The organism is Thalassolituus sp. UBA3500 (assembly GCF_002377545.1).
GTDB lineage: Bacteria > Pseudomonadota > Gammaproteobacteria > Pseudomonadales > Oceanobacteraceae > Thalassolituus.
Genome location: NZ_DFQB01000004.1, coordinates 1 through 20437 on the forward strand (window position 1 = coordinate 1; position 20437 = coordinate 20437).

Sequence of the window (20437 nt, forward strand, 5' to 3'; positions counted from 1 at the left end):
GACACAGAATTCTGAACACTACCACAACGACAGGTCAGAGCTATGAACACCGCCGGGGCTGGCTCGAAGAGAAGTTACTCATTCTGCCACAGACGTTTGCTATCGATATCGCAGCCTATGCGATCATGAGTAACCACTATCATGTCGTCCTGCATATCGACAAAAAGCAGGCTGATGAATGGACTGATATAGAGGTGGTTGAGCGTTGGCATTCTCTGTTCAAGGGCAATCTATTTTCGCAGAAGTTTCTGAAAGGAGAGTCACTGGATTCTGCTCAGCGTGCACGCTTGTAGATGATTATAGAAGAGTGGCGCTCACGCTTATGCGATATCAGCTGGTTTATGCGGATTCTGAACGAAGCGATTGCCCGTGAAGCGAATCAGGAAGATCAGTGTTCAGGAAGATTCTGGGAAGGCCGTTTTAAATCTCAAGCTTTATTGGATGATGCCGCGCTGGCGGCTTGCATGGCCTATGTTGATCTTAATCCGGTGCGCGCTGGGATGGCAGACACACCGGAACAGTCGGAGCATACGTCCATCAAGAAGCGTGCAGAGAGAGCTAAAGCTATGGCACAGGCAAATCACCCGAATGAACAGGTTGAGGAACTGCATCCTTTTGTAGGGAACCCGCGCCATAATTCACCGAAGGGGATTCAGATGCGTCTGACGGATTATTTGGAGCTGGTTGATTGGACAGGTCGTATTCTCAGAGACGACAAGCGTGGAGCGATTTCTCAGAACGCTGAGGATATTCTTACCAGGCTTGGAATTGATGATTCGCAGTGGCTGACAATGGCGTCTGAGTTTGAGCAGTGCTTTAAGACGTTCGCAGGAAATGAACAACGGCTGCGCAGTGCCTGTGATGTGTTGAACTATCAACGACCTCCAGGTTTGAGTGATTGTCTTAGGCTGTTTGGATAACCTCTCGGTATAACTTTCGTTTGTGAGCAAGCCAGTGGATGCTGGCTTTTTCCGTGCATTGAGGGGTATAAATCCAGCTGATTCTCAGTGACGCATTACTCCGTTTGTAAAATCTATGATGTTGGAGCTAATGCCGTGTCGCATTTGGGAGCTGCCATTTAAATTCTTATTAAAGTGGGTGTCCAGTAGCCGGAACTCTAGATTACATTCGCCAGCAACCGAACGCTCTTGTGGCGATAGAAGCCTGCTCTGGCGCACATTGGTGGGCGAGACAGTTTCAATCTTTGGGGCATGCTGTAAAGGATGATACATCCAGCGTACGTAAAACCGTTTGTTCAGATGCATAAAAACGATCAAAGGGATGCCCAGGCCATTGCCGAAGCGGCGGTCAGACCGAATATTCCAGCAGTGAGTGTGAAGTCACAGGAGCAGTTGGATTTACAGGCGATACATAGAGTCAGGGAGCTACCTTGAGTGAGTATGAAGCTGCACGGGATGAGTTGCTGAGTTACTTCGCAGAGGAGGGTTTTCTTTGCTCAAGCATTTATGCATCCGGCAGTTCAGAGTGCTCCATCCTGCTTGGTATGCAATATCAGAGCGAGTAGCTGTGAAAGTGAGGTAACTCTCACGGAACACATATGTGTCTCAGTGGGCCAATCGACTGACTGAAGTCAATAAAGCATTCCATCCTGCATGCTATCTTGCATGAGAAATCACTATTGCAGGTGCAGAGTAAGATGACAGGTTCAACACCCCGCAACGCTACCACCGAGGCAGATGCCACCTCCGGGTATTGGAGCAATTCAGCCAGTAATACTCTTCCCCCTCCGGATATGACGGGTCCTTACATGCGTTTCCGGCCTTTACCAACCGCCGGTGTTGAGAAACGCCGGGCGCATATTATCGGTAGTGGTATTGCAGGTATGGCGGCGGCGTTTTACCTGATCCGCGATGGGCACATGCCCGCTGCTAATATTACTGTCTATGAGAGCTTGCCTAAAGAAGGTGGTTCACTGGATGGTGCGGGTAATGCTGCAGAGGGTTATCTTATCCGCGGCGGTCGTGAAATGAATTGGAATTATGACAACTTCTGGGACATGTTTCAGGAGGTGCCGGCGCTGGAATTACCAGAAGGTTTCAGCGTGTTAGACGAATACCGTCTGTTGAACGATGCTGATCCAAATTATTCTCGAGCGCGCTTGATGCATCAGTGCGGCACGATTCGCGATTTCAGTGATTTTGGTTTGAGCAAGAAGCACCAATGGGAGTTATTGAAGCTTCTTCTGAAACGTAAAGAAGATCTCAATGATCTCACCATTGAACAATATTTCTCAGAGAGCTTTCTTGAGACGAACTTCTGGTTCTTCTGGCGCTCCATGTTTGCCTTTCAGAATTGGCATAGCCTGCTGGAGATGAAGCTCTATATGCATCGTTTTCTGGATGCAATTGATGGTTTGAACGACATGTCCGCGCTGGTATTCCCTAAATACAATCAGTACGAGAGCTTTGTTCTGCCATTGGTAACTATGCTGAAAGCAAAAGGCGTCCAGTTTGTTACGCAGGAACGAATCCGTGATCTTGAGTTCAGTGAGGTAGGTGAAGAGCTGACGGTTACCGGCCTGTTGTATGGAGATGGTGAGCGTATCGAGGTCGCTGATGATGACCTGGTGTTTGCTTTGACCGGATCAATGACTGAAGGATCGGGTTATGGTGATATGGATACGGTTGCACGCTCCGCTCGGGGAGTTCATGAGCCTGGGCCAGGAAGCGACTGGGAGCTGTGGCAGAACCTGGCACGTCGGTCGCCGCGATTTGGTCAGCCTGATAAGTTCGTCGGTGATACGGATCGCTCTGCGTGGATTTCGGCAACACTGACTTGCTCTCCATCAGTTTTGACAGAGAAATTCGCCGAACTCTCAGTAAATGACCCATATTCAGGCCGTACTGTAACAGGCGGCATTATCACCTTTACCGATTCTGCCTGGGTTATGAGCGTCACACTTAATCGACAGCCGCACTTTCGTGACCAACCAGAAGATGTGTTAGTGGCTTGGGTATATGCTCTGCGTATTGATGTACCGGGTGATTTCGTCAGTAAACCGATGCGCGAATGTACCGGTCGCGACATTCTGCAGGAGCTTAGCTATCATCTTGGGTTGAAAGATGAGTTACAGGATATTGAGGCGTCTACTAAGGTGCGGACGGCTTTTATGCCATACATCACAGCAGAGTTCATGCCTCGCGCTGCGGGAGATCGTCCACGCGTCGTTCCTGATGGTTGTCGTAATCTGGCGTTGGTTGGTCAATTTGTAGAGACGAACAATGACGTCGTTTTTACGATGGAGAGCTCGGTGCGAACAGCACGAATTGGCGTTTATCAGTTGCTGGGGATCCCCAAGCGTGTTGCTGATATCAGCCCGACGCAGTATGACATCCGTCATCTTCTGAAAGGTGCCAGAGCACTTAATAACGGAAAACCTTTTCCGGGAGAACGTATTCTTCACCGGTTATTGGACAACACGTATTTTGCTCATATCCTCCCACCTTTGCCTGAAGAAGAGCATGCTCACTCGTGGAAATCTGAGCTTGATCAATGGCTTCAGAATGTAAAACAGAAGTGGTCGGAGCTGGAGGATAAAGTGCATTCCTTGCGTTAGTGAGGTATGAATTACCCTACCCTAATAGGACACCCACCGTAGTACTTTCTTCTTATTAAAGTGGGTGTCCAGTAGCCGCACATGATTATTGGCGGCGGTAATGACATCGGGCCAGAACACTATGGCGGAGATATTGAAGCCAAAATTAAAACGGACCCCGAGCGCGACAAACTGGAGATGCAATGGATTAATAAGGCATTGGCCAATAGCATTCCTTTGCTAGGGATTTGTCGTGGTTCTCAGTTAATTAATGTGGTTTTGGGTGGATCGCTTCATCAGGATATCACTGACATGCGTAAGCTCACCCACAACCGCCCGAGCCTGATGCCAACAAAGTGTGTGAGCTTAACGCCAGGATCGACTCTGGAAAAAATGTCTGGTCGAGCCGGAGTTACGAGTTCTAAGCTCTGGGTCAACAGTTTGCACCATCAGGCGGTTAATGAACCGGGCGAGGGCTTAAAAATCGTGGCGCGGGATCGTGACAATATAGTGCAAGCCATCGAAAGCACAGAAGATATTCCTATTCTTGGAGTGCAGTGGCATCCGGAATATCTTTTTTATTTGCCCAGTCAGCTTGCCATTTTTCGTTGGCTACTTTCTCACGCAAAGAAAAATACTGACGGCAATCTGATGGATAGCGAAAACCTCACAAACGAAGCCAAACAATGACGGCGTACTTTGCGTTATTTGCTTCATCGTTTCTGGCGGCGACTATCTTGCCGTTTTACTCAGAGGTGTTGCTCTATGCATTGCTGCGTGAGGGAGGCGACCCAGTCTGGTTGGTGACCGTAGCGACGATCGGTAACACTTTGGGTGCGGTAGTCAACTGGGTCTTGGGCTTGTTTATATTGCAGTTTAAGCACAAACGTTGGTTCTACTTTTCGGACAAGCAAATCGATAAAGCGCAGTCGTGGTATCAACGTTATGGCCAATGGTCGCTGTTGTTCGCCTGGTTGCCTATTGGTGGCGATGCATTGACGTTAATCGCAGGTGTCATGAAAGTCCGCTTTGCCTGGTTCATCTTGCTAGTCGGGGTTGGCAAAGCGCTGCGTTATATCGTGGTTGCCTACCTTACTGTATGGACTGCGTAAGCGGCTGCGATCGTGCTAAGCCTTTGGTTTCGTTTCTTATGGCAATTGTCTACAATGTTGGCCTCGCAGGAGAGAGCCAGCGTAGATGCTGGCCACCGAAGGCGCAAACTCCCATAAACGCTCAGGTACCCAGGACTGCGACTCAGAAACATTTGCCATCTGGAGAGCGGTGCTCAGGCACCCACCGAAGGAGCAAGCCGGCCATACCGATGTGTCCGGTCAAACTCTCAGGTACCGGGGACAGGGGGAGGGGCACAGACTTTCACTGGAGCTCTGTGTGCTTACGACTGTCTATCTTATTGCTATTACCGCTGAAGCCATGTCAGGGGCACTTGCCGCCGGCAAACGTCAGATGGATATGTTTGGCGTGGTGTTGATTGCTTTTATTACCGCACTTGGCGGCGGTACTGTGCGGGATATGTTGCTGGGTAACTTCCCGGTTAACTGGACCCAACATCCTTCCTACATCTATCTGACGATTACCGCCGGTTTAATAACCATGGTGGTCGCGCGTTTTATGCACCGCTTGCAGCAACTGTTTCTGATTCTCGATGCTATGGGGCTGGTGGCTTTCACCATCATTGGCTGTAATGTTGCGCTGGCTCTGGATTACGATCTGCCGGTGGTCATTATGTCGGGTGTCATTACCGGTATTTTTGGTGGGATTCTGCGCGATATTCTCTGCAATCAGACTCCACAGGTGTTGCAGAAAGAATTGTACGCGAGTGTTTCTCTTCTGGTTGCAGGGCTGTACCTGACGCTGCACGACGCCGGGTTTGATCATGACCTCACCTTGCTGGCTGCGTTCAGCTGTGGCCTGGCATTGCGTTTAATCGCTATCCGATGGCAGTTATCCCTGCCGGTATTTTCATACAGCCCTGAGCGCTGGCAGGATTAGTCCTGCCAGCTAAAGCAATCATTTACTCTTCCCGTAGTTGCTGGCTCAGGCCGTCGCAGCTTTGTGACCATGGTGTCAGCCAGTCAGGCATGGGTGGCGAGACTTTGTCGAGATTCACCTCGGCAATGAAATCCTGAGGGTGCACCAGTCTTTTCGCTGAGCGGAATGCTCCGCGCATGATAACGACACCGATGGTCTTGCCGCCACTGCCTGAAGAAGAGGGCACACTCGTGGAAGTCCGGGGTTGACCAATGGCGTCAGAGTGTAAAACAGATGTGGTCGGCGCTGGAGAATAAACTGCACTCCCTGCGTTAGTGAGGTGTGGGCCAGGATAAAGAGAAGATTCCCATTGGTATCTTTATGAGTGTCGAATTTATTCAATACCCGCACTGAGTCATATCTTATCGTAGCTCCAACAACCCAAGAGGAGATGAGAGATGACTTTACGCGCAAACTACTTCGCCCTGGCCGCCAAAGGTATGGAAATCCTGATGAATCAGGAGTCCTATCTGAGAGGCCAATTCAGTAATTCAGAAACGTTAACAATACCCGTTTGGGAATTGGTTAAACTGCGGGTATCACAAATCAATCAATGTGCCTTCTGTATTGATATGCACAGTAAGGACGCTCTCAGTCAGGGCGAAGCCAGCGAGCGTATTCTTGGCTTAAATGCCTGGCGGGACATGCCGTTCTATTCTCAAATAGAGCGCGCGGCATTGGAATGGGCTGAGCACCTGACGTTTGGCAAGCCTGTTAGCGATGATATCTATCAAGAGGTTATTGATGAGCTGGGCGAGCAAGCTGTTGTCGATTTAACTATTGCGGTGAATGCCATCAATAGTTGGAACCGAATTGCCAAAACTTTCAAGCCAGAGGTGGGTAGCTATAAACCACAGTAGATCATTCAGACAACCTCTAGACTTTCGGCTGTTCAGGCCTTCTGGGCAGCTATCCGCTCGTGTGCAGGGGATATGGTCAGCTTCTGTGATTCAGCCTGCTCCACTTAGGAAGCCGCTGTATTCCGATGCAGGTAGTGGTGTCATTTTTAATCTTTCTGGCGAACTGATTATCGGCAATCAAGTTCTGCCAGAAGGTGTCATCATGCTACCAACGAAGAAGATATCTGAGGATATTGTAATGGCTCCAGGGGCGGAGCTGGCGGGTATTCGCTTTCTTCCTAGTGATTTCGCCTACCCGAGATTAATTGTTTTGGGAGGTAGTGAAGGAGCACTCGTGGCGAATTTGCTGGCGGCGGAACTCAATACTATTGATGCGACGGTTGCTTTTAACGGCGGTGGCCGAATGTTTATTGACGATGTTTTGCATAGTATCAGAACGGGGGCGGCCAGCAGCGAGGAAGCAGCAAAGGCCGCTCAAGGGTTTCTGGGGTTTTCAAATCATGTTCTGAGTAGTGAACCATCAGACCTGGAGGTCAGTGGTCACGGGTATCGCTGGTGGCATCAAATGTTGTCGATAGACCAGCTGAATGTTCTCAAAGCGGTGAATACGCCTTTATTAGTGATTCAGGGAGGGCTGGATACCTCCGTTTCGCCAGATGAAGTGAACGAGATGATTGAGTCTCTCCGAAAAGTTCAGAAAGATAATATCGATTTCATACCCTACGAGAATCTCGATCATACGTTTAACGATGAGCAGGAAGTAAGTCACCAAGATGAAGTGGTTGAGGATATACGCCAATGGCTTAAGAGTAAGCTCATCTAGACGCTATTGAGAAATGAAAGCTACGCCAGTACTTTGGTGGGCTATGAATGCTAGAGTTTGATCGTTGAAGAGCGACCTTATGATGTATTACTGGAGCGTTGTCCGCTACCTTATTCTGCCGTCAAACTGCCATGGATGAATAAACCTTTATATGTTACCTGGCCCACATGAGAAGCAAGCTATTTGAGCTTGCTTGTATTGCCTGGATATAACGAGGTTGTCGCTGTTGTTGGTCCTCAGACATTCTCCCACCCAGAAAGGCAGGGTATAGTGACTGGATCTTAAATCAGAGCCATCGTCATGTTTTTCGTTTTAGTCATTGCATCTCTGCTGGTCGCTATCACGACTGTGCTTCCTGAAACCCGCTTCACCCACTGGATCGTCAGAGGCCTGGATTTTCCACGTATCCAGATTGCAGCGTTTGGTGTGGTCGTTCTCTTACTTCTGCTGTTATTCGGTAACTCCGGTGACAGTCTTTACTGGGCGTGTGTCGTGATGGTTGCTACTTCCTTAGGTTGGCAGCTCAAATGGGTTTTGCCGTACACGCCTCTGTGGAAAAAGGAGGTGCGTAAAACCACAATTCAGGGTTTGGATAATCAGGTGAGCATAATCACGGCGAATGTGCTGACACCTAACCATGACTCTGCGAAATTGATTTCTCTGGTGCGTGACTATAAGCCAGACATTCTGGTGACGTTGGAATCCGACAAGTGGTGGGAACAGCAGCTAGACGTGCTCGAAGATGAGATGCCGCATACGCTCAAGTGTCCGCTCGATAACCTGTACGGTATGCACCTGTATTCCCGCTTACCGCTCAGTGACAGTGCGATTGAATACCTGGTGAAAGATGATATTCCGTCGATGCATGCCTGCGTGACCCTCCGTTCAGGCGTCGAAGTGCGTATGCATTTTATGCACCCTGAGCCACCTAGCCCGACAGAGAGTGAGGTGTCATCACCACGCGACGCCGAACTGGCAATTCTTGCTCGCAGCATCGCAGACTCCGGTGAACCATTAATTGTTACCGGCGACCTGAATGATGTCGCATGGTCGCCTACAACGCGTCTGTTTCGTCACATCAGTGGATTGCTTGACCCCCGGATCGGCCGCGGAGCATTTAATACTTTCCATGCCGATTTCCCGTTTCTGCGCTGGCCGTTGGATCACGTTTTTCATAGCCATCACTTTACTTTGAGTCAGCTTGAGCGTTTACCTCATATTGGCTCCGATCACTTTTCCTTGTATACCGCACTAAATTACACGCCTCAGAAAGGAAAAGGGCAGGTCAGTGAATCGGCAGATCAGGAAGACAGGGAACGAGCTGAGGAAGCCGTTACCGAAGAGGATGTTGAGAAGCAGGACGTACCGAATCCACGGAGCTCAGGTGCCCAGTAGGATGCCAACGCTTGAAACGGTAGCGGCTGTCGATATTGTCGCGCCACCAGTCCAGTATTTCAGAACACAAACCGCTCGGGCCTTTAAGCATTCATAGCGGGTTCAACTCATTCATGAATCGGAAAATGACAGCTTCTTCTACTGTTTGATGAGTCTGATGTACGTTCATCCTCTGTTCCCGGCGATGCCGGTCACATTCTGACAATGCGCTGAGACTTTTTGCGCATTTATATTGAGGAGGTTGCGTTCAGCGACTAACCTTAAATCATCATGTCAGGGATTCAATCAGTACCGGATTGGTACACTGATAAGAGAATCAACGATGAAAAAAGCTTTACTCTATCTGTTCTTGATCTTGTGCTATTCATCAGCATATGCGGATACTGACCAAGGAAATGCTGATGATTCGCGTGCCCTCAAGGTCGTTGTGCCTTATATGGGAGATGCGCCAGGACAAGGGCCCGAACATCCGCTCGTAGAAGTAGTCCGTCAATGGAGTGAAGAATCTGGGCGGCAGATTACGATTGAGCGCTTCCCCTTCAAACGTTCTCTGATGATGGCAGCGTCCGGTGAGGCAGATTTTCATTTTCCTCTGATTAAAGACCGTAAAGCCACAGGTACTGCATTACCTTTTGGTTACTCGTCTTCTACTCTGTTCACGATCAATTTCGTGCTCTACACACGCAGTGAAGTGACTCTTGATATCGACAACCTTCAGAACTATCGACTGGCAACTTACGGTGGACATGCTGACTTGTTTCCTTTTCCGATTAGTGAGGATCACTCAATTGAAGGGTCTCTGCGTAAAGTAGACAGCGGGCGTATTGATGGTTTTATCTTCGCTGACTCCGGTGCTGACCCCGTGTTGTTTGAACTGGGGTTGATGGGGATTAAGCGTCAGCTTTACAAAGTTTACGATGTGCACGCGGTTATTTCACACCAAGCGAAAAAAGGGCCGATTGATCAGTTCATCACTGAGGTATCGGCCAATATGGATCGCACGATTTTGGGCCTCGCCATGGTGGACCAGCCTTATCTGGATTGGCAGATGGGGGATGACAGCGTACCCGCTCTGGTGCAGGCTGAGAGGTGAATGTAATCCGGGCGCCAGCCTTTCAGCGCTGAATCCATGCGTTGATCTGATCTCCCGCGAGACGGATCAGATCGCCCTGAGCAAGGTTCACGTCCATCAGGTGTAACCCCCAGCCCTTTACTACGATCAGCTCTCCGCGATAGTCATCGGCTCTCGGGTCGCCTGGGTCGCTGTCGATGGTGACTTCAAGATAGTGAGCGCCGTTGTTGTTCCTTACACATTCACCCGAAAATTGCCCCGGCACGGCGTAATAGTCAGCCTGGCGTTTTGCTCCCAGGCTTTTCCACCAACTTTTGTACGGGCCGCTGGAGCCTTTTAATTTAAGAAGTACATCAAATGCGTAAGGCTGATCAAACGGGAGTCGGGCCTGAAGTGTTTCTGCACCACCTGCCAATGCCCCAGGGTGTGTACATGCCGCTTCATAACCGGGTTCAGATGCGACACCAAAGCGCGGATTTGCCAGTTCGGGGTCGCCTTTGCGGAATGCCGAGTAAGCGACGACGCAGCCCGATTGATTAGCCGATGTGCACAGTGGCGTGCGTTGGAAAGTACCTCCTACTTGCTCACCCACAGGAACAGAAATACTGGTACCTATGAGGTGGGCTGAAACGAGTCGCTGGCTGAGTACTTCATTATTTTCAATCTCTTCTTCCACTAAACGCGCAAGCAGACGCGCCCCTTGTGAGTGGCCAATCAGAATAAAGCCACGTCCATTGCTGTCGTTGTTCAGGTAATGCTCGAACGCATTGCGGACGTCCTGGTAGGCCGTTTCGTTTGCTTTGGCCATGTTCTCTTCAGACACCAGGCCATCACCGAGCGCGCCAATACCGAGGTAGGTGAGGGTGCGCTGACGGTATACCGGAGCAAACGTTCGGCAGACTTCAGCATAGCGTCCGAACTGTATGGTCGTGGTGTCTTTTTCCTGAGCGTCGGGCGTCATATTGCTGTTGGCGGTGACATCCATAGAGGCGGTGGGGTAGGCGTAGAAGCAATCGACCGCAGGGATCTGCTCAATATAGCCGGGGGTTACTGAACTGCTGCCATTGGCGGCGACACTGATCACTGCCTGATCGCGTAAGCAGACATTGTCCCGGTCACTCTGTTCTGGGTGGCATAGCCAATTGTCGGAGTCTGAATAATCCGGGGTTTCAGCGGCATTGGAGCTGTGAAAGCTGGTGAGAAGCAAGGCGGCGATGGCTAGGCGATAGAAGGCCATGATGAATCCTTTATTATTTTTTTGAAGGATTTTACAGATTCTGTGGCGTCTGTCGCGGCCTGTTACTCAGTGGCTCACAAAGGTGCGGGTATAAAAAAGGGGAGCCCGGAGGCTCCCCAAGGGGGTTAAAGCGTTGTTAGCCCTGCTGATTAGCAGTCAGCTGATGTTCTTCGCCTTTATAGTAGGCTTCAACACGTGGATTCATGACTTTGAACCACAGTGGTGGAATAACCGCCAGAACCACCATGCCTGCATAGCCGCTCGGCAGCTGCGGGCTTTCGTCAAAGTGGCGCAGCACCTGATAACGACGCTTCGGATTCGCGTGGTGATCTGAGTGACGCTGCAGTTGAACCAGGAAGAGGTTGGTCAGCAGGAAGTTACTGTTCCACGAGTGTGCTGGGGTAGTGCGCTCATAGCGGCCGTTTTCCAGCTTACGACGGTGCAGGCCGTAGTGTTCGATGTAGTTCACGATCTCCAGCAGTGTGAACGCGAAGAAGCTCTGCGCGATAAAGAACAGCGCACCCATCCAGCCCCATACCAGACCAAAGCCGATCATGGTTGCCAATGAAATGCCGTACCACCAGATCAGTTCATTCTTCCAGTGCAGTGCTGGCAGATTTTTGCGCTTCAGTTTTTTCGCTTCGAGGCTCCAGGCATTCATGAAGTTGTGGAAATACGCGTGAGGCAGAAACTGATACAGCGTCTGGTTATAACGTGACGAAGATGCGTCTTCAGGAGTAGAAACATGCACGTGATGGCCACGGATGTGCTCGACTTTGAAGCCCGCATAGGTGACCAGTGCCAGCAGCAGACCGCCAGTCCATTGCTCAAGTGTGCTGTCTTTGTGAATCAGCTCGTGACCAACGTTGATGCAGACGATACCTGTGATCACACCCATTGAGATGACCATACCAATCTTGCCGAACAGGCCAACTTCAGTACTTGCGAACAGCGAAGCCCCGTAAGCTATCGTGACCGCCATAACCGGGAGGGTCAGGATGGTCAGGAATGGATACCATTTCTCCAGCGACATGCGAGGCACATCGTCTTCTTCGTTCGGGTTGAACGGGTCTTTACCAATCAGGTGATCGAGCAGTGGGATAATGCCAAACACAACGAAAATCGGGAAATACCACCATGCGTCGTGCTGGCTGCCGGTTGATTCCCAGCCCAACAGGGCGAGCGGGAAGAGCACAGCTGGAATCAAAACGATCAGATAACCGTACTTCTTGAGTTGCATGCGCCAATCGTTAGCGCTGATAGTCTGTGCTGTTGCCTGAGTCATACGGCCTCCATAACAGGATTATAATTTGTTTTGTTGTTTGATTGTTATATTGTCCTACAATCTAACACGAATCTGAACAGGTTACAGGTTCGGAAAAGACAGAAGTCAGCCAATATCCATGTGGTTTGGCTCAATGTGGTACTATGCCGCGCATCTCACTGATTTCAGTATAGTTATGAGTTTTGTAGCCCACGAAAGTCTTGCAGAAAAAATAGCGGCCCATCTGGCTGAGCGCATCATTAAAGGAGAGCTTATTTCTGGTGAGCGTATCCAGGAAGCGCGCGTTGTCGAGGAGTTGCATGTAAGCCGTGGTTCGGTTCGCGAGGCCCTGTTGCTGCTGGAGTCGCGGCATCTGGTGACTATCCAGCCACGCCGTGGTGCCATGGTTGCTGAGCTGACCGCCGAGCGCGTAAACGGCCTTTACGATATATACGAAGCCCTGCTTACTCTGCTGGCCACACAGGTTGCTCTTCAGTGGACTGAAGAGAATAAAATGCCCCTGTTAAATCAAGCCATGAAGCTACAGTCGCCTGAGCTTAAGAAGGACAAATTTCTGTTTATGCTGGCCGGCTTCGATCTGATGCGGGCCGCGTGTGAGGTGATTAATAATCCATACCTCTCGACGTTACTGAGTGATCTTCAACCAGCGATCCAGCGTACCTATTCATTATCGATTCGTTTTTCGCAAGAGGGATTAGACCGCAGCATTGCTTTTTTTGCCAAAGTTGTTGAACTTATTCTTGCGCGTAAGGTTGCTGAGTTGCCCCCGGTGTTTCGTGAATTCAGCCTCTACCAGCGTCAGTTGGTTCTTGATGCCATGGCCGAGAACCCGATGCCTGCCCTCGACTGAGCGAAGTTGTGTCGCATTTTCGCGGCTTTTGTCGCAGGTGAACTGTGATAATATCAAAGTCTTCATTGCGGCTCCCGGCGGCCTGGCCCCGGTACAGTTAAAAGGACGTCCCTCCCTGTTATGCGCCTGAAAGCGATCCGACTATCCGGTTTTAAATCTTTCGTTGATCCGACGTCTGTGCCATTCAACACCAACCTGACGGGGATTGTCGGGCCGAACGGTTGTGGCAAATCGAACACGATTGATGCTGTGCGTTGGGTGATGGGGGAAAGCTCGGCCAAGTATCTGCGTGGCGACGCCATGACGGACGTGATCTTTAACGGCTCGGCCGAACGTAAACCGGTCAGTAAAGCCAGCGTTGATCTGGTGTTTGATAACAGCGATGGCACCTTGAAAGGCGAACACGCCCAGTTCACAGAAATCAGCGTGCGCCGTCAGGTCACCCGCGACGGTCAGTCCACTTACTATCTGAATGGCACCAAGTGCCGGCGCAAAGACATTACCGATATCTTTCTGGGCACCGGCCTCGGGCCACGTTCATACGCGATTATTGAGCAGGGCATGATCTCGCGCTTAATCGAAGCGAAGCCTGAAGAATTGCGTGTTTACGTCGAAGAAGCCGCGGGTATCTCGAAATACAAAGACCGTCGTCGTGAAACCGAAAACCGCATGCGGCGTACTCAGGAGAACCTGGAGCGACTCAGCGATATTCGTGATGAGTTAGAGCGCCAGCTTGCACATCTGCAGCGACAGGCTCAGGCAGCCGAAAAATACAAAGTACTGAAGGCTGAGGAGCGCCAGAAAAAAGCGGAGCTTCTTGCCATTCGCTGGACCGCGTTGAACGAAGAATATGAACAGCGTGAAAAGGTGATTCGCGAGCATGAGGTTCAGTTCGAGTCGCACATGGCTAAGCAGCGTACAGCTGACGCAGGTATTGAAGAGTTGCGTCTCGACCATCAGGCGCGTACCGACGCCTTCAATACGGCACAGGGTAAGTACTATGAAGTGGGTAACCGTATTGCCCGCCAGGAACAAAAAATAGAACACCAGTCGCAACTGGCCTTGCAGCTCGACAGTGATCTCGCCGAAGTTGAAAAGAATATTCTCGATACTCAGCGTCAGCTGGAACAGGATCAACTTCAGCAGGAAGAACTCGCCGAACAGCGCCTGATGCTAGAACCAGAGCTGGAGATGCTACAGGCGGCCGAAGAAGAGCATGCTGCTGAGCTTCTGGACGCCGAAGAAGCTCAGCGTCAGTGGCAGTCGCAGTGGGATACGTTTACACAGCGAGCCAGCGAGCCGACCCGGCGTGCTGATGTGGCCCAGAGCCGTATTCAGGCCACAGAGCAGCAAGTGCTCAGATTAGAGCAACAGATTGAGCGATTAAAACAAGAGCGGGAACAGCTGACGTCTGATCCTGACCTCGGTGACTTTGCCCTGTTGCAGGAAGAGGTCAGCGAAGCTGAATTGCAGGCAGAAGAACAGCAGGCGCGTCTGGAAGAAATTCGTGGGCAGCTTGAAGACGTTCGTGAGGACAGCGAACGTCGGCGCAAAGAATTAGAAGAAGGGCGACAGCGTCTGCAACAGATGTTGGGGCGCAAAGCGACATTGGAAGCATTGCAGAAAGCGGCTTTAGGTCAGAGCAGAGAAGGCGTCGCCCACTGGCTTGAGAGCCACCAGTTGGCGCGTAAGTCGCGTCTGGCTCAGCAGCTAACGGTTGCCGAAGGTTGGGAAACGGCGGTTGAGACGGTACTCGGTGATTATCTTCAGGCGGTCGTTGTTGATGATGTGAATGCCGCTGAGTCTTGGTTGGCTGGGTTTACCGATGGCACGCTGACGTTGTGGGAATCCAGTGCAAGCAGCTCAGATGTCGAAAGTGGTGGCTTATTGCTTGATAAACTGACGACCAATCAGGATCTCAGTTCTCTGATGGGGAAAGTCCGTACCGCTGAGACACTGCCCGAAGCCATGGCAATGCGGCCCGACCTGGCGCAAGACGAATCAGTGATTACTCCCGATGGTATCTGGCTGGGGCCCGCTTGGTTGAGGGTAGCTCGGGATCAGGACAACGAAGGTGGCATTCTTGCTCGTCAGCAGGAGCTTGAACTTATTGATGCCGAAGCCGATGAACTGGATATTTCAGTCGAAGAGTGGGAAGCCGACCTTGAGAGTGTACTGCTGAGACAGCGTTCTCTAGAACAGCAGAGAGATAATGCTCAGCAGGAATGGCAGACGATCTCCCGCAAGTTAATGGAACAAAAAGCGTCGCTGTCGGGTCAGCAAGCCAAAGCCGAACAGCTTCGTTTACGCACTGAAAAACTCGAGCAGTCTCTGAGCGAAACTGAGGAAACGCGGACGCTTGAGTCTGAAGCGCTGGCTGAACTGCGCCTCGAATGGCAAGAGGCTATGAGTGCGGTAGACGAAGACACCGACGAGCGTGAACGCCTGCAGCAGATACGTAGTGACGTAGAACAGCGATTGAGTCAGGCGCGCATGGCGGCGGGTCAGCAAAAAGATCGGTTACACCAGTTGCAGTTACAGCTTCAGGCACTCAACAGTCGCGATGAAAGTACGCGTCACGCAATCAGTCGCCTGGCTGAAGCCATGCAGAAGCTGAAAGAGCGTCGTGACCAGATCAATGCCAACCAGAACCGCGACCACAGTGCCGACCTTGAGCTTCTGCGCGCCGAGATGGAAGCTCTGCAGGAAGAAAAGCTGCAGGCAGAAGACGTCATGACAGAAGCGCGTCATGCGCTTGAACAGGCCGATACCCGGTTGCGCCAGCTGGAGCAGGAGCGTTCAGAGGCAGAGCAGCAGGCACTGGCAGAGCGCAACAAACTCGAGCAGATTCGGATGGAGTGCCAGGCGCTCGATATTCGCCGTAATGGGCTGGTGGATCAGTTGCGTGAAGACAAACTCAGCATGGCGGATGTTCTCGATAGCCTGCCTGAGGTAGCCAATGAAGAGCAGTGGGCCAATGAGCTGACGCGTATTGGTGAGCGTATTCAGCGGCTTGGTGCGATCAACCTCGCGGCGATTGAAGAGTACAAACTGCAGTCCGAGCGCAAGGTCTACCTTGATTCTCAGAATGACGACCTCGAAAAAGCACTGGATACGCTTGAAGGGGCTATTCGTAAAATCGATGCCGAAACCCGCAATCGCTTCCAGGAAACCTTCGATCGGATGAATGCCGGTCTGGCTGACCTGTTTCCGAAAGTCTTTGGCGGCGGTCATGCCAGCCTCGAACTGACGACCGATGATCTGCTCACGACGGGCGTCGCTATCATGGCCAGGCCTCCGGGTAAGAAGAACAGTACGATTCATTTATTATCGGGTGGTGAGAAAGCACTGACGGCGATCGCGCTGGTGTTCTCTATCTTCCAGCTCAATCCTGCGCCGTTCTGTATGCTTGATGAAGTGGACGCTCCTCTGGATGACGCCAATGTCGGCCGTTATGCGCGTCTGGTAAAAGCCATGTCAGAGAAGGTTCAGTTCATTTACATTACACACAACAAGATTGCGATGGAGATGGCTGACCAGTTGATGGGGGTTACCATGCATGAACCGGGCGTCTCACGGCTGGTGTCGGTGGATGTTGAAGAAGCTGCCGTTATGGTTGAGAACGGTTGAGCTTCAATAGCAGCACAATATGAATGCCGTCAGAAAAACCGCAGTTCGGTATAAATCGCTAGCCAGATAACACCAGGCGTCAGGGAACCGACGATCCTTTCTGTGCTCAGAGTACAAATTAAACAGACTTGCGATGAAACTCAAAAGGGTAGTTTGCCTTTATGGCTGCTCGTGGTGTAATACCCTACACAGGCCAGTACAGCGGCCTGTCTGAGACATCGACAGACAACATTTGTTAGAACATAGAAAGAATTATTGAGGAACGTATGGAGTGGAGCTGGCGCACAGTATTGATCCTGATAGGCCTTCTGGCTATCGCCGCTATCATGATCGATGGATTCCGCCGCATGAAGCGGGCTCGTGCTGAAGCATTACGGCTGGATATTCAGCCGGGCATGGATGAGCTGGATGATGAAGATTATAACCCTGAGTTGCCGGGCAGCGTGCGCGTTGTCAGTAACGCGGCTGTTGATGATCGTCCGCTCGAAAACGGTACTGCGTCGACAGCGTCAGTTACTGCAGCTGCTGCGGCGGAAGCGCCTGTTGCGGAACGTCGGGAGCCGTCGTTTGGTGACAGCGATAAAGCAGATGCCCCCCAGACAGATGATCTTAAAATAGGCAGTGCACTTGCGGACTCAGAAGATGAAAGTCCCTTAGATGAGCCCTCACAAGTATCGTCGCAACCTGCCCAGCCAGCCGCGCCACCGCGAGTAGATATTATCCCGACGGTTAAGCCGGTCGATCTGAATGAAAAAGTTCCCGTGTTGCTCGACGTTGAAGAATTGGGTGATGAACGCAGTTTCGAAGAAGGCATTGTTTCCCCTGCGCGTGTCATATCTTCAGAGATATCACAGCCCGAGGTAAAGGCTGACAGAGCACCGACAACTGCCGATGTTATGCCTGAAGCTTATCAGGAGACAGGGGCTCAGGAGCAAGTGGCAACGCCAGACACTTCTGATTCAGGCTCGCCCGAATCTTCTTCTGCTGACAGTGACGACAAGGCTTACTACACAGAACTGGAAGATCCGGAGCACATCGATGATCCGCACCTCGATGAGGAAGTCGAGAATATGCCGGAAGAAACGGTGATCTCGCAGCCAGTCAATTATGCCGGTGCTAATGCTGAGGTACTGGCCAGCCGACCTGATCCAGAGCTGGTATTGGTTATTCATACCATTGCTCGCGAAGAAGGTGGGTTCAATGGCAGTGACCTTCTGTTTCTGTTCAACAGCTGCGACCTGCGCTATGGCGAGAAAGATATTTTCCACCGTTTTGAAGAAGCGGATGGTCAGGGGCGTATTCAATTCTCGGTGGCGCAGGTGCGTAATCCGGGCACGTTTGATCCTTCCCATATGGCCGATCAGAGCTTTATAGGGCTGAGCTTCTTTATGAGTTTGCCGGGCGCCAAGCGGCCTCTGGAGGCCTACGAAGCCATGTCTGAGATGGCGATGGTGGTTTCCCGTAACCTCAATGCTGATGTGCTTGACGAGTCACACAGCGCGATGACGACTCAGACGATGGAACATGAGCGTCAGCAGATATTGGAATATGAACGCCAGCAACGGCTGGCTGCGAAAAAACGAGTATGAGCCAGCAAGATATGTTTTCAGAGGCGCCTTCATCCGGCGCCTCTTCTTCTTCCGTACCTGAAGATAACATTCAGGAATTACGCGATCAGATAAATCACCATAACTACCTTTACTACGTGCTCGATGAGCCATCGCTGCCCGATGCTGAATACGATCGTTTGATGCGCGAGCTACAGGCGCTGGAAAACGAGCATCCGGAATTGGTTACTTCTGATTCTCCGACTCAGCGGGTTGGTGGTGCGCCGTTGTCGGGCTTCACTGAAGTTCAGCACGAACGGCCTATGCTGTCATTGGACAACGCCATGAATGCAGAGGAGTTTGCGGCGTTCGATCAGCGCGTTCGTGATCGTCTGAAGAGCAGTGAAGAAATCGAGTATGCCTGTGAGCCGAAGCTGGATGGTCTGGCAATCAGTCTGTTGTATATCGATGGTTTGCTGGAGCGTGCAGCGACGCGTGGCGACGGCGAAACAGGTGAAGATGTCACCCAGAATGTTCGCACGATTAAAAATATTCCTCTGCGTTTAATCGGTGATGATGTGCCCGAGCGCATTGAGATTCGCGGCGAAGTCTATATGCCAAAGGGTGGTTTTGAGGCCTATAACGAACGAGCCCGTGAGCAGGGTGAGAAAGTTTTTGCGAACCCACGGAATGCGGCGGCGGGTTCGCTGCGGCAGCTGGATTCCAGCATTACTGCAAAGAGACCTCTGGAGTTTTGTGCCTACAGTCTTGGGGTTGTCAGTGAAGAATACACGCTGCCTGAAACCCACAGTGCGACGCTGGAGCAGATTCAACAGTGGGGCTTGCGCATCAATGAAGAAATGCGCGTTGTGACAGGCCGTGAAAACGCTGAGAAATTCTTTGCAGGCCTTGGTGAAAAACGCCTGAGCCTCGGATACGAAATAGACGGCACGGTTTTTAAAGTAAACTCTCTGGCGTTGCAGAATAAGCTGGGTTTTGTGGCGCGTGCTCCACGCTGGGCCATTGCTTATAAATTTCCGGCGGTAGAAGAATTAACAGAATTATTGGGTGTTGATTTTCAGGTTGGCCGTACCGGTGCCTTAACGCCTGTAGCGCGCTTAAAACCTGTGCATGTGGCGGGTGTGACGGTCAGTAATGCAACGCTCCACAACATGGATGAAATAGCCCGGCTGGGCGTAAAAATCGGCGACACTGTGATTATCCGACGTGCCGGAGATGTCATCCCTCAGGTCGTGTCGGTGGTTGAAGAACGCCGCCCGGATACCGTGATTGATATAGAAATGCCGGATGCTTGCCCTGTGTGCGAATCGCATGTCGAGAAAGTTGAAGGTGAGGCTGTCGCTCGCTGTACTGGCGGCCTGGTGTGTTCGGCCCAACGTAAGGAAGCGATTAAGCACTTCGCATCACGCAAAGCGATGGACGTTGAAGGGTTGGGCGATAAACTTATCGAGCAGATGGTCGAGGCAGGTTTAATTGATACCCTTGATGATCTGTTTCATCTTTCCGTCGATGAGATTGCTGGCCTTGAGCGTATGGCAGAAAAAAGTGCTCAAAATGTATTGAATGCACTGGAGAAGTCTAAACAAACCACGCTTGCCCGTTTTATTTATGCGCTCGGTATTCGCGAGGTGGGCGTGGTGACTGCCAATAATCTTGCCGGTTATTTTGGCTTTCTGGATCGCATTATGGCGGCCACACATGAGCAGCTGATCGCAGTCGATGATATCGGCGATATTGTTGCTGCACATATTGTTAATTTCTTTGCTGAAGAGCACAACCGGACAGTCATAGAGCAACTGCAGAAAGCCGGTATTTACTGGGAAGAAAAAGAACCAGTGAGCAGTGCTGAAGATGCCCCTTTGAGTGGTAAAACTGCGGTTATTACCGGCACGCTGTCAGACATGACGCGCGATGATGCCAAAGAAGCACTGGAGGGATTGGGTGCGAAAGTAACCGGCAGTGTATCAGCAAAAACAGATTTTCTCGTGGCTGGTGATAAAGCAGGTTCAAAACTCGCTAAAGCGCAGAAGCTTGAGGTTAAGGTCTACGACGAGGCCGCGTTTAAAGAGTTATTGAACGAATTGAGCAGTCACTAGGACTGCTCCAGGAAAC

17 protein-coding genes, 1 pseudogene and 2 riboswitches are annotated in these 20437 nt (G+C 51.1%); of the genes and pseudogenes, 15 read left to right on the forward strand and 3 right to left on the reverse strand.

The window, feature by feature from the left end; translation table 11 throughout:
* The 6 genes and pseudogenes from B2R29_RS01730 to B2R29_RS01755 all read left to right on the forward strand — a co-directional run.
* Positions 1-293 (forward strand): annotated as a pseudogene (locus tag B2R29_RS01730) (hypothetical protein); the annotation flags it as partial.
* Positions 294-920, forward strand: coding sequence for a transposase (locus B2R29_RS01735; RefSeq protein WP_301179507.1), 627 nt, complete (start codon positions 294-296; stop codon positions 918-920). It begins immediately after the preceding pseudogene.
* Positions 921-1657: 737 nt separating this feature from the next.
* Positions 1658-3577: an oleate hydratase gene (locus B2R29_RS01740; RefSeq protein ID WP_301179508.1), complete on the forward strand. Its 1920-nt coding sequence runs from the start codon at positions 1658-1660 to the stop codon at positions 3575-3577.
* Between the two features lie 81 nt (positions 3578-3658).
* Positions 3659-4246, forward strand: a complete 588-nt coding sequence (locus tag B2R29_RS01745) for a gamma-glutamyl-gamma-aminobutyrate hydrolase family protein (RefSeq protein ID WP_301179509.1) — start codon at positions 3659-3661, stop codon at positions 4244-4246.
* On the forward strand, positions 4243-4668 hold the full coding sequence (locus B2R29_RS01750; RefSeq protein ID WP_301179510.1) for a YqaA family protein: 426 nt from the start codon (positions 4243-4245) through the stop codon (positions 4666-4668). Before B2R29_RS01745 ends, B2R29_RS01750 begins: the two co-directional genes overlap by 4 nt.
* 56 nt (positions 4669-4724) lie before the next feature.
* Positions 4725-4816, forward strand: a riboswitch (glycine riboswitch).
* 1 nt (position 4817) lies between these two features.
* A riboswitch (glycine riboswitch) is annotated at positions 4818-4922 on the forward strand.
* A 23-nt stretch (positions 4923-4945) separates the two neighbouring features.
* The gene (locus B2R29_RS01755; protein ID WP_301179511.1) at positions 4946-5566 is read left to right on the forward strand and encodes a trimeric intracellular cation channel family protein; all 621 of its coding nucleotides are present in this window, start codon (positions 4946-4948) and stop codon (positions 5564-5566) included.
* Positions 5567-5588: 22 nt separating this feature from the next.
* Here B2R29_RS01755 and B2R29_RS01760 read toward each other — a convergent pair whose 3' ends face one another.
* Positions 5589-5792 (reverse strand): hypothetical protein, encoded by a 204-nt coding sequence (locus tag B2R29_RS01760; RefSeq protein ID WP_301179512.1) that lies wholly within the window; start codon positions 5790-5792, stop codon positions 5589-5591.
* Positions 5793-6003: 211 nt separating this feature from the next.
* On the opposite strand from B2R29_RS01760, the gene B2R29_RS01765 reads away from it, so the two are divergent.
* From B2R29_RS01765 to B2R29_RS01780, 5 genes are all read left to right on the forward strand, one after another.
* On the forward strand, positions 6004-6465 hold the full coding sequence (locus tag B2R29_RS01765) for a carboxymuconolactone decarboxylase family protein (protein ID WP_301179513.1): 462 nt from the start codon (positions 6004-6006) through the stop codon (positions 6463-6465).
* A gap of 85 nt (positions 6466-6550) precedes the next feature.
* A complete protein-coding gene (locus B2R29_RS01770) occupies positions 6551-7288 on the forward strand; it encodes a dienelactone hydrolase family protein (RefSeq protein WP_301179514.1) in 738 nt (245 codons plus the stop codon).
* 57 nt (positions 7289-7345) lie between these two features.
* Positions 7346-7459 carry a contractile injection system tape measure protein gene (locus tag B2R29_RS16905; protein WP_414716598.1) on the forward strand — a complete coding sequence of 38 codons (114 nt, stop codon included), beginning with the start codon at positions 7346-7348 and terminating at the stop codon, positions 7457-7459.
* 129 nt (positions 7460-7588) lie between these two features.
* A complete protein-coding gene (locus tag B2R29_RS01775) occupies positions 7589-8683 on the forward strand; it encodes an endonuclease/exonuclease/phosphatase family protein (protein ID WP_301179515.1) in 1095 nt (364 codons plus the stop codon).
* A 322-nt stretch (positions 8684-9005) separates the two neighbouring features.
* Positions 9006-9776 (forward strand): hypothetical protein, encoded by a 771-nt coding sequence (locus B2R29_RS01780; RefSeq protein ID WP_301179516.1) that lies wholly within the window; start codon positions 9006-9008, stop codon positions 9774-9776.
* Between the two features lie 22 nt (positions 9777-9798).
* On the opposite strand, the gene B2R29_RS01785 is transcribed toward B2R29_RS01780, so the two are convergent.
* Both B2R29_RS01785 and B2R29_RS01790 read right to left on the reverse strand, forming a co-directional pair.
* Positions 9799-10992 carry a DUF3089 domain-containing protein gene (locus B2R29_RS01785; protein ID WP_301179517.1) on the reverse strand — a complete coding sequence of 398 codons (1194 nt, stop codon included), beginning with the start codon at positions 10990-10992 and terminating at the stop codon, positions 9799-9801.
* Positions 10993-11128: 136 nt separating this feature from the next.
* The gene (locus B2R29_RS01790) at positions 11129-12277 is read right to left on the reverse strand and encodes an alkane 1-monooxygenase (protein ID WP_301179518.1); all 1149 of its coding nucleotides are present in this window, start codon (positions 12275-12277) and stop codon (positions 11129-11131) included.
* A 175-nt stretch (positions 12278-12452) separates the two neighbouring features.
* Here B2R29_RS01790 and B2R29_RS01795 point away from each other — a divergent pair, with 175 nt between their 5' ends.
* From B2R29_RS01795 to ligA, 4 genes are all read left to right on the forward strand, one after another.
* Complete coding sequence (locus B2R29_RS01795) at positions 12453-13127, forward strand: GntR family transcriptional regulator (protein ID WP_301179519.1); 675 nt, start codon at positions 12453-12455, stop codon at positions 13125-13127.
* 120 nt (positions 13128-13247) lie between these two features.
* The gene (smc, locus tag B2R29_RS01800; protein ID WP_301179520.1) at positions 13248-16757 is read left to right on the forward strand and encodes a chromosome segregation protein SMC; all 3510 of its coding nucleotides are present in this window, start codon (positions 13248-13250) and stop codon (positions 16755-16757) included.
* Positions 16758-17023: 266 nt separating this feature from the next.
* Positions 17024-18346 (forward strand): cell division protein ZipA C-terminal FtsZ-binding domain-containing protein, encoded by a 1323-nt coding sequence (locus tag B2R29_RS01805; protein WP_301179521.1) that lies wholly within the window; start codon positions 17024-17026, stop codon positions 18344-18346.
* Complete coding sequence (gene ligA / locus B2R29_RS01810) at positions 18343-20421, forward strand: NAD-dependent DNA ligase LigA (RefSeq protein ID WP_301179522.1); 2079 nt, start codon at positions 18343-18345, stop codon at positions 20419-20421. Before B2R29_RS01805 ends, ligA begins: the two co-directional genes overlap by 4 nt.
* The last annotated feature ends 16 nt before the right edge of the window (positions 20422-20437 follow it).

What these genes read in the sequence shown, in the direction of transcription:
- B2R29_RS01790 (WP_301179518.1), bottom strand. Translation starts at nt 12,277, where the DNA reads ATGACTCAGGCAACAGCACAGACTATCAGCGCTAACGATTGGCGCATG.
- B2R29_RS01785 (WP_301179517.1), bottom strand. Translation starts at nt 10,992, where the DNA reads ATGGCCTTCTATCGCCTAGCCATCGCCGCCTTGCTTCTCACCAGCTTT.
- B2R29_RS01775 (WP_301179515.1), top strand. Translation starts at nt 7,589, where the DNA reads ATGTTTTTCGTTTTAGTCATTGCATCTCTGCTGGTCGCTATCACGACT.
- B2R29_RS01740 (WP_301179508.1), top strand. Translation starts at nt 1,658, where the DNA reads ATGACAGGTTCAACACCCCGCAACGCTACCACCGAGGCAGATGCCACC.
- smc (WP_301179520.1), top strand. Translation starts at nt 13,248, where the DNA reads ATGCGCCTGAAAGCGATCCGACTATCCGGTTTTAAATCTTTCGTTGAT.
- B2R29_RS01805 (WP_301179521.1), top strand. Translation starts at nt 17,024, where the DNA reads ATGGAGTGGAGCTGGCGCACAGTATTGATCCTGATAGGCCTTCTGGCT.
- B2R29_RS01745 (WP_301179509.1), top strand. Translation starts at nt 3,659, where the DNA reads ATGATTATTGGCGGCGGTAATGACATCGGGCCAGAACACTATGGCGGA.
- ligA (WP_301179522.1), top strand. Translation starts at nt 18,343, where the DNA reads ATGAGCCAGCAAGATATGTTTTCAGAGGCGCCTTCATCCGGCGCCTCT.
- B2R29_RS01765 (WP_301179513.1), top strand. Translation starts at nt 6,004, where the DNA reads ATGACTTTACGCGCAAACTACTTCGCCCTGGCCGCCAAAGGTATGGAA.
- B2R29_RS01750 (WP_301179510.1), top strand. Translation starts at nt 4,243, where the DNA reads ATGACGGCGTACTTTGCGTTATTTGCTTCATCGTTTCTGGCGGCGACT.
- B2R29_RS01780 (WP_301179516.1), top strand. Translation starts at nt 9,006, where the DNA reads ATGAAAAAAGCTTTACTCTATCTGTTCTTGATCTTGTGCTATTCATCA.
- B2R29_RS01795 (WP_301179519.1), top strand. Translation starts at nt 12,453, where the DNA reads ATGAGTTTTGTAGCCCACGAAAGTCTTGCAGAAAAAATAGCGGCCCAT.
- B2R29_RS01735 (WP_301179507.1), top strand. Translation starts at nt 294, where the DNA reads ATGATTATAGAAGAGTGGCGCTCACGCTTATGCGATATCAGCTGGTTT.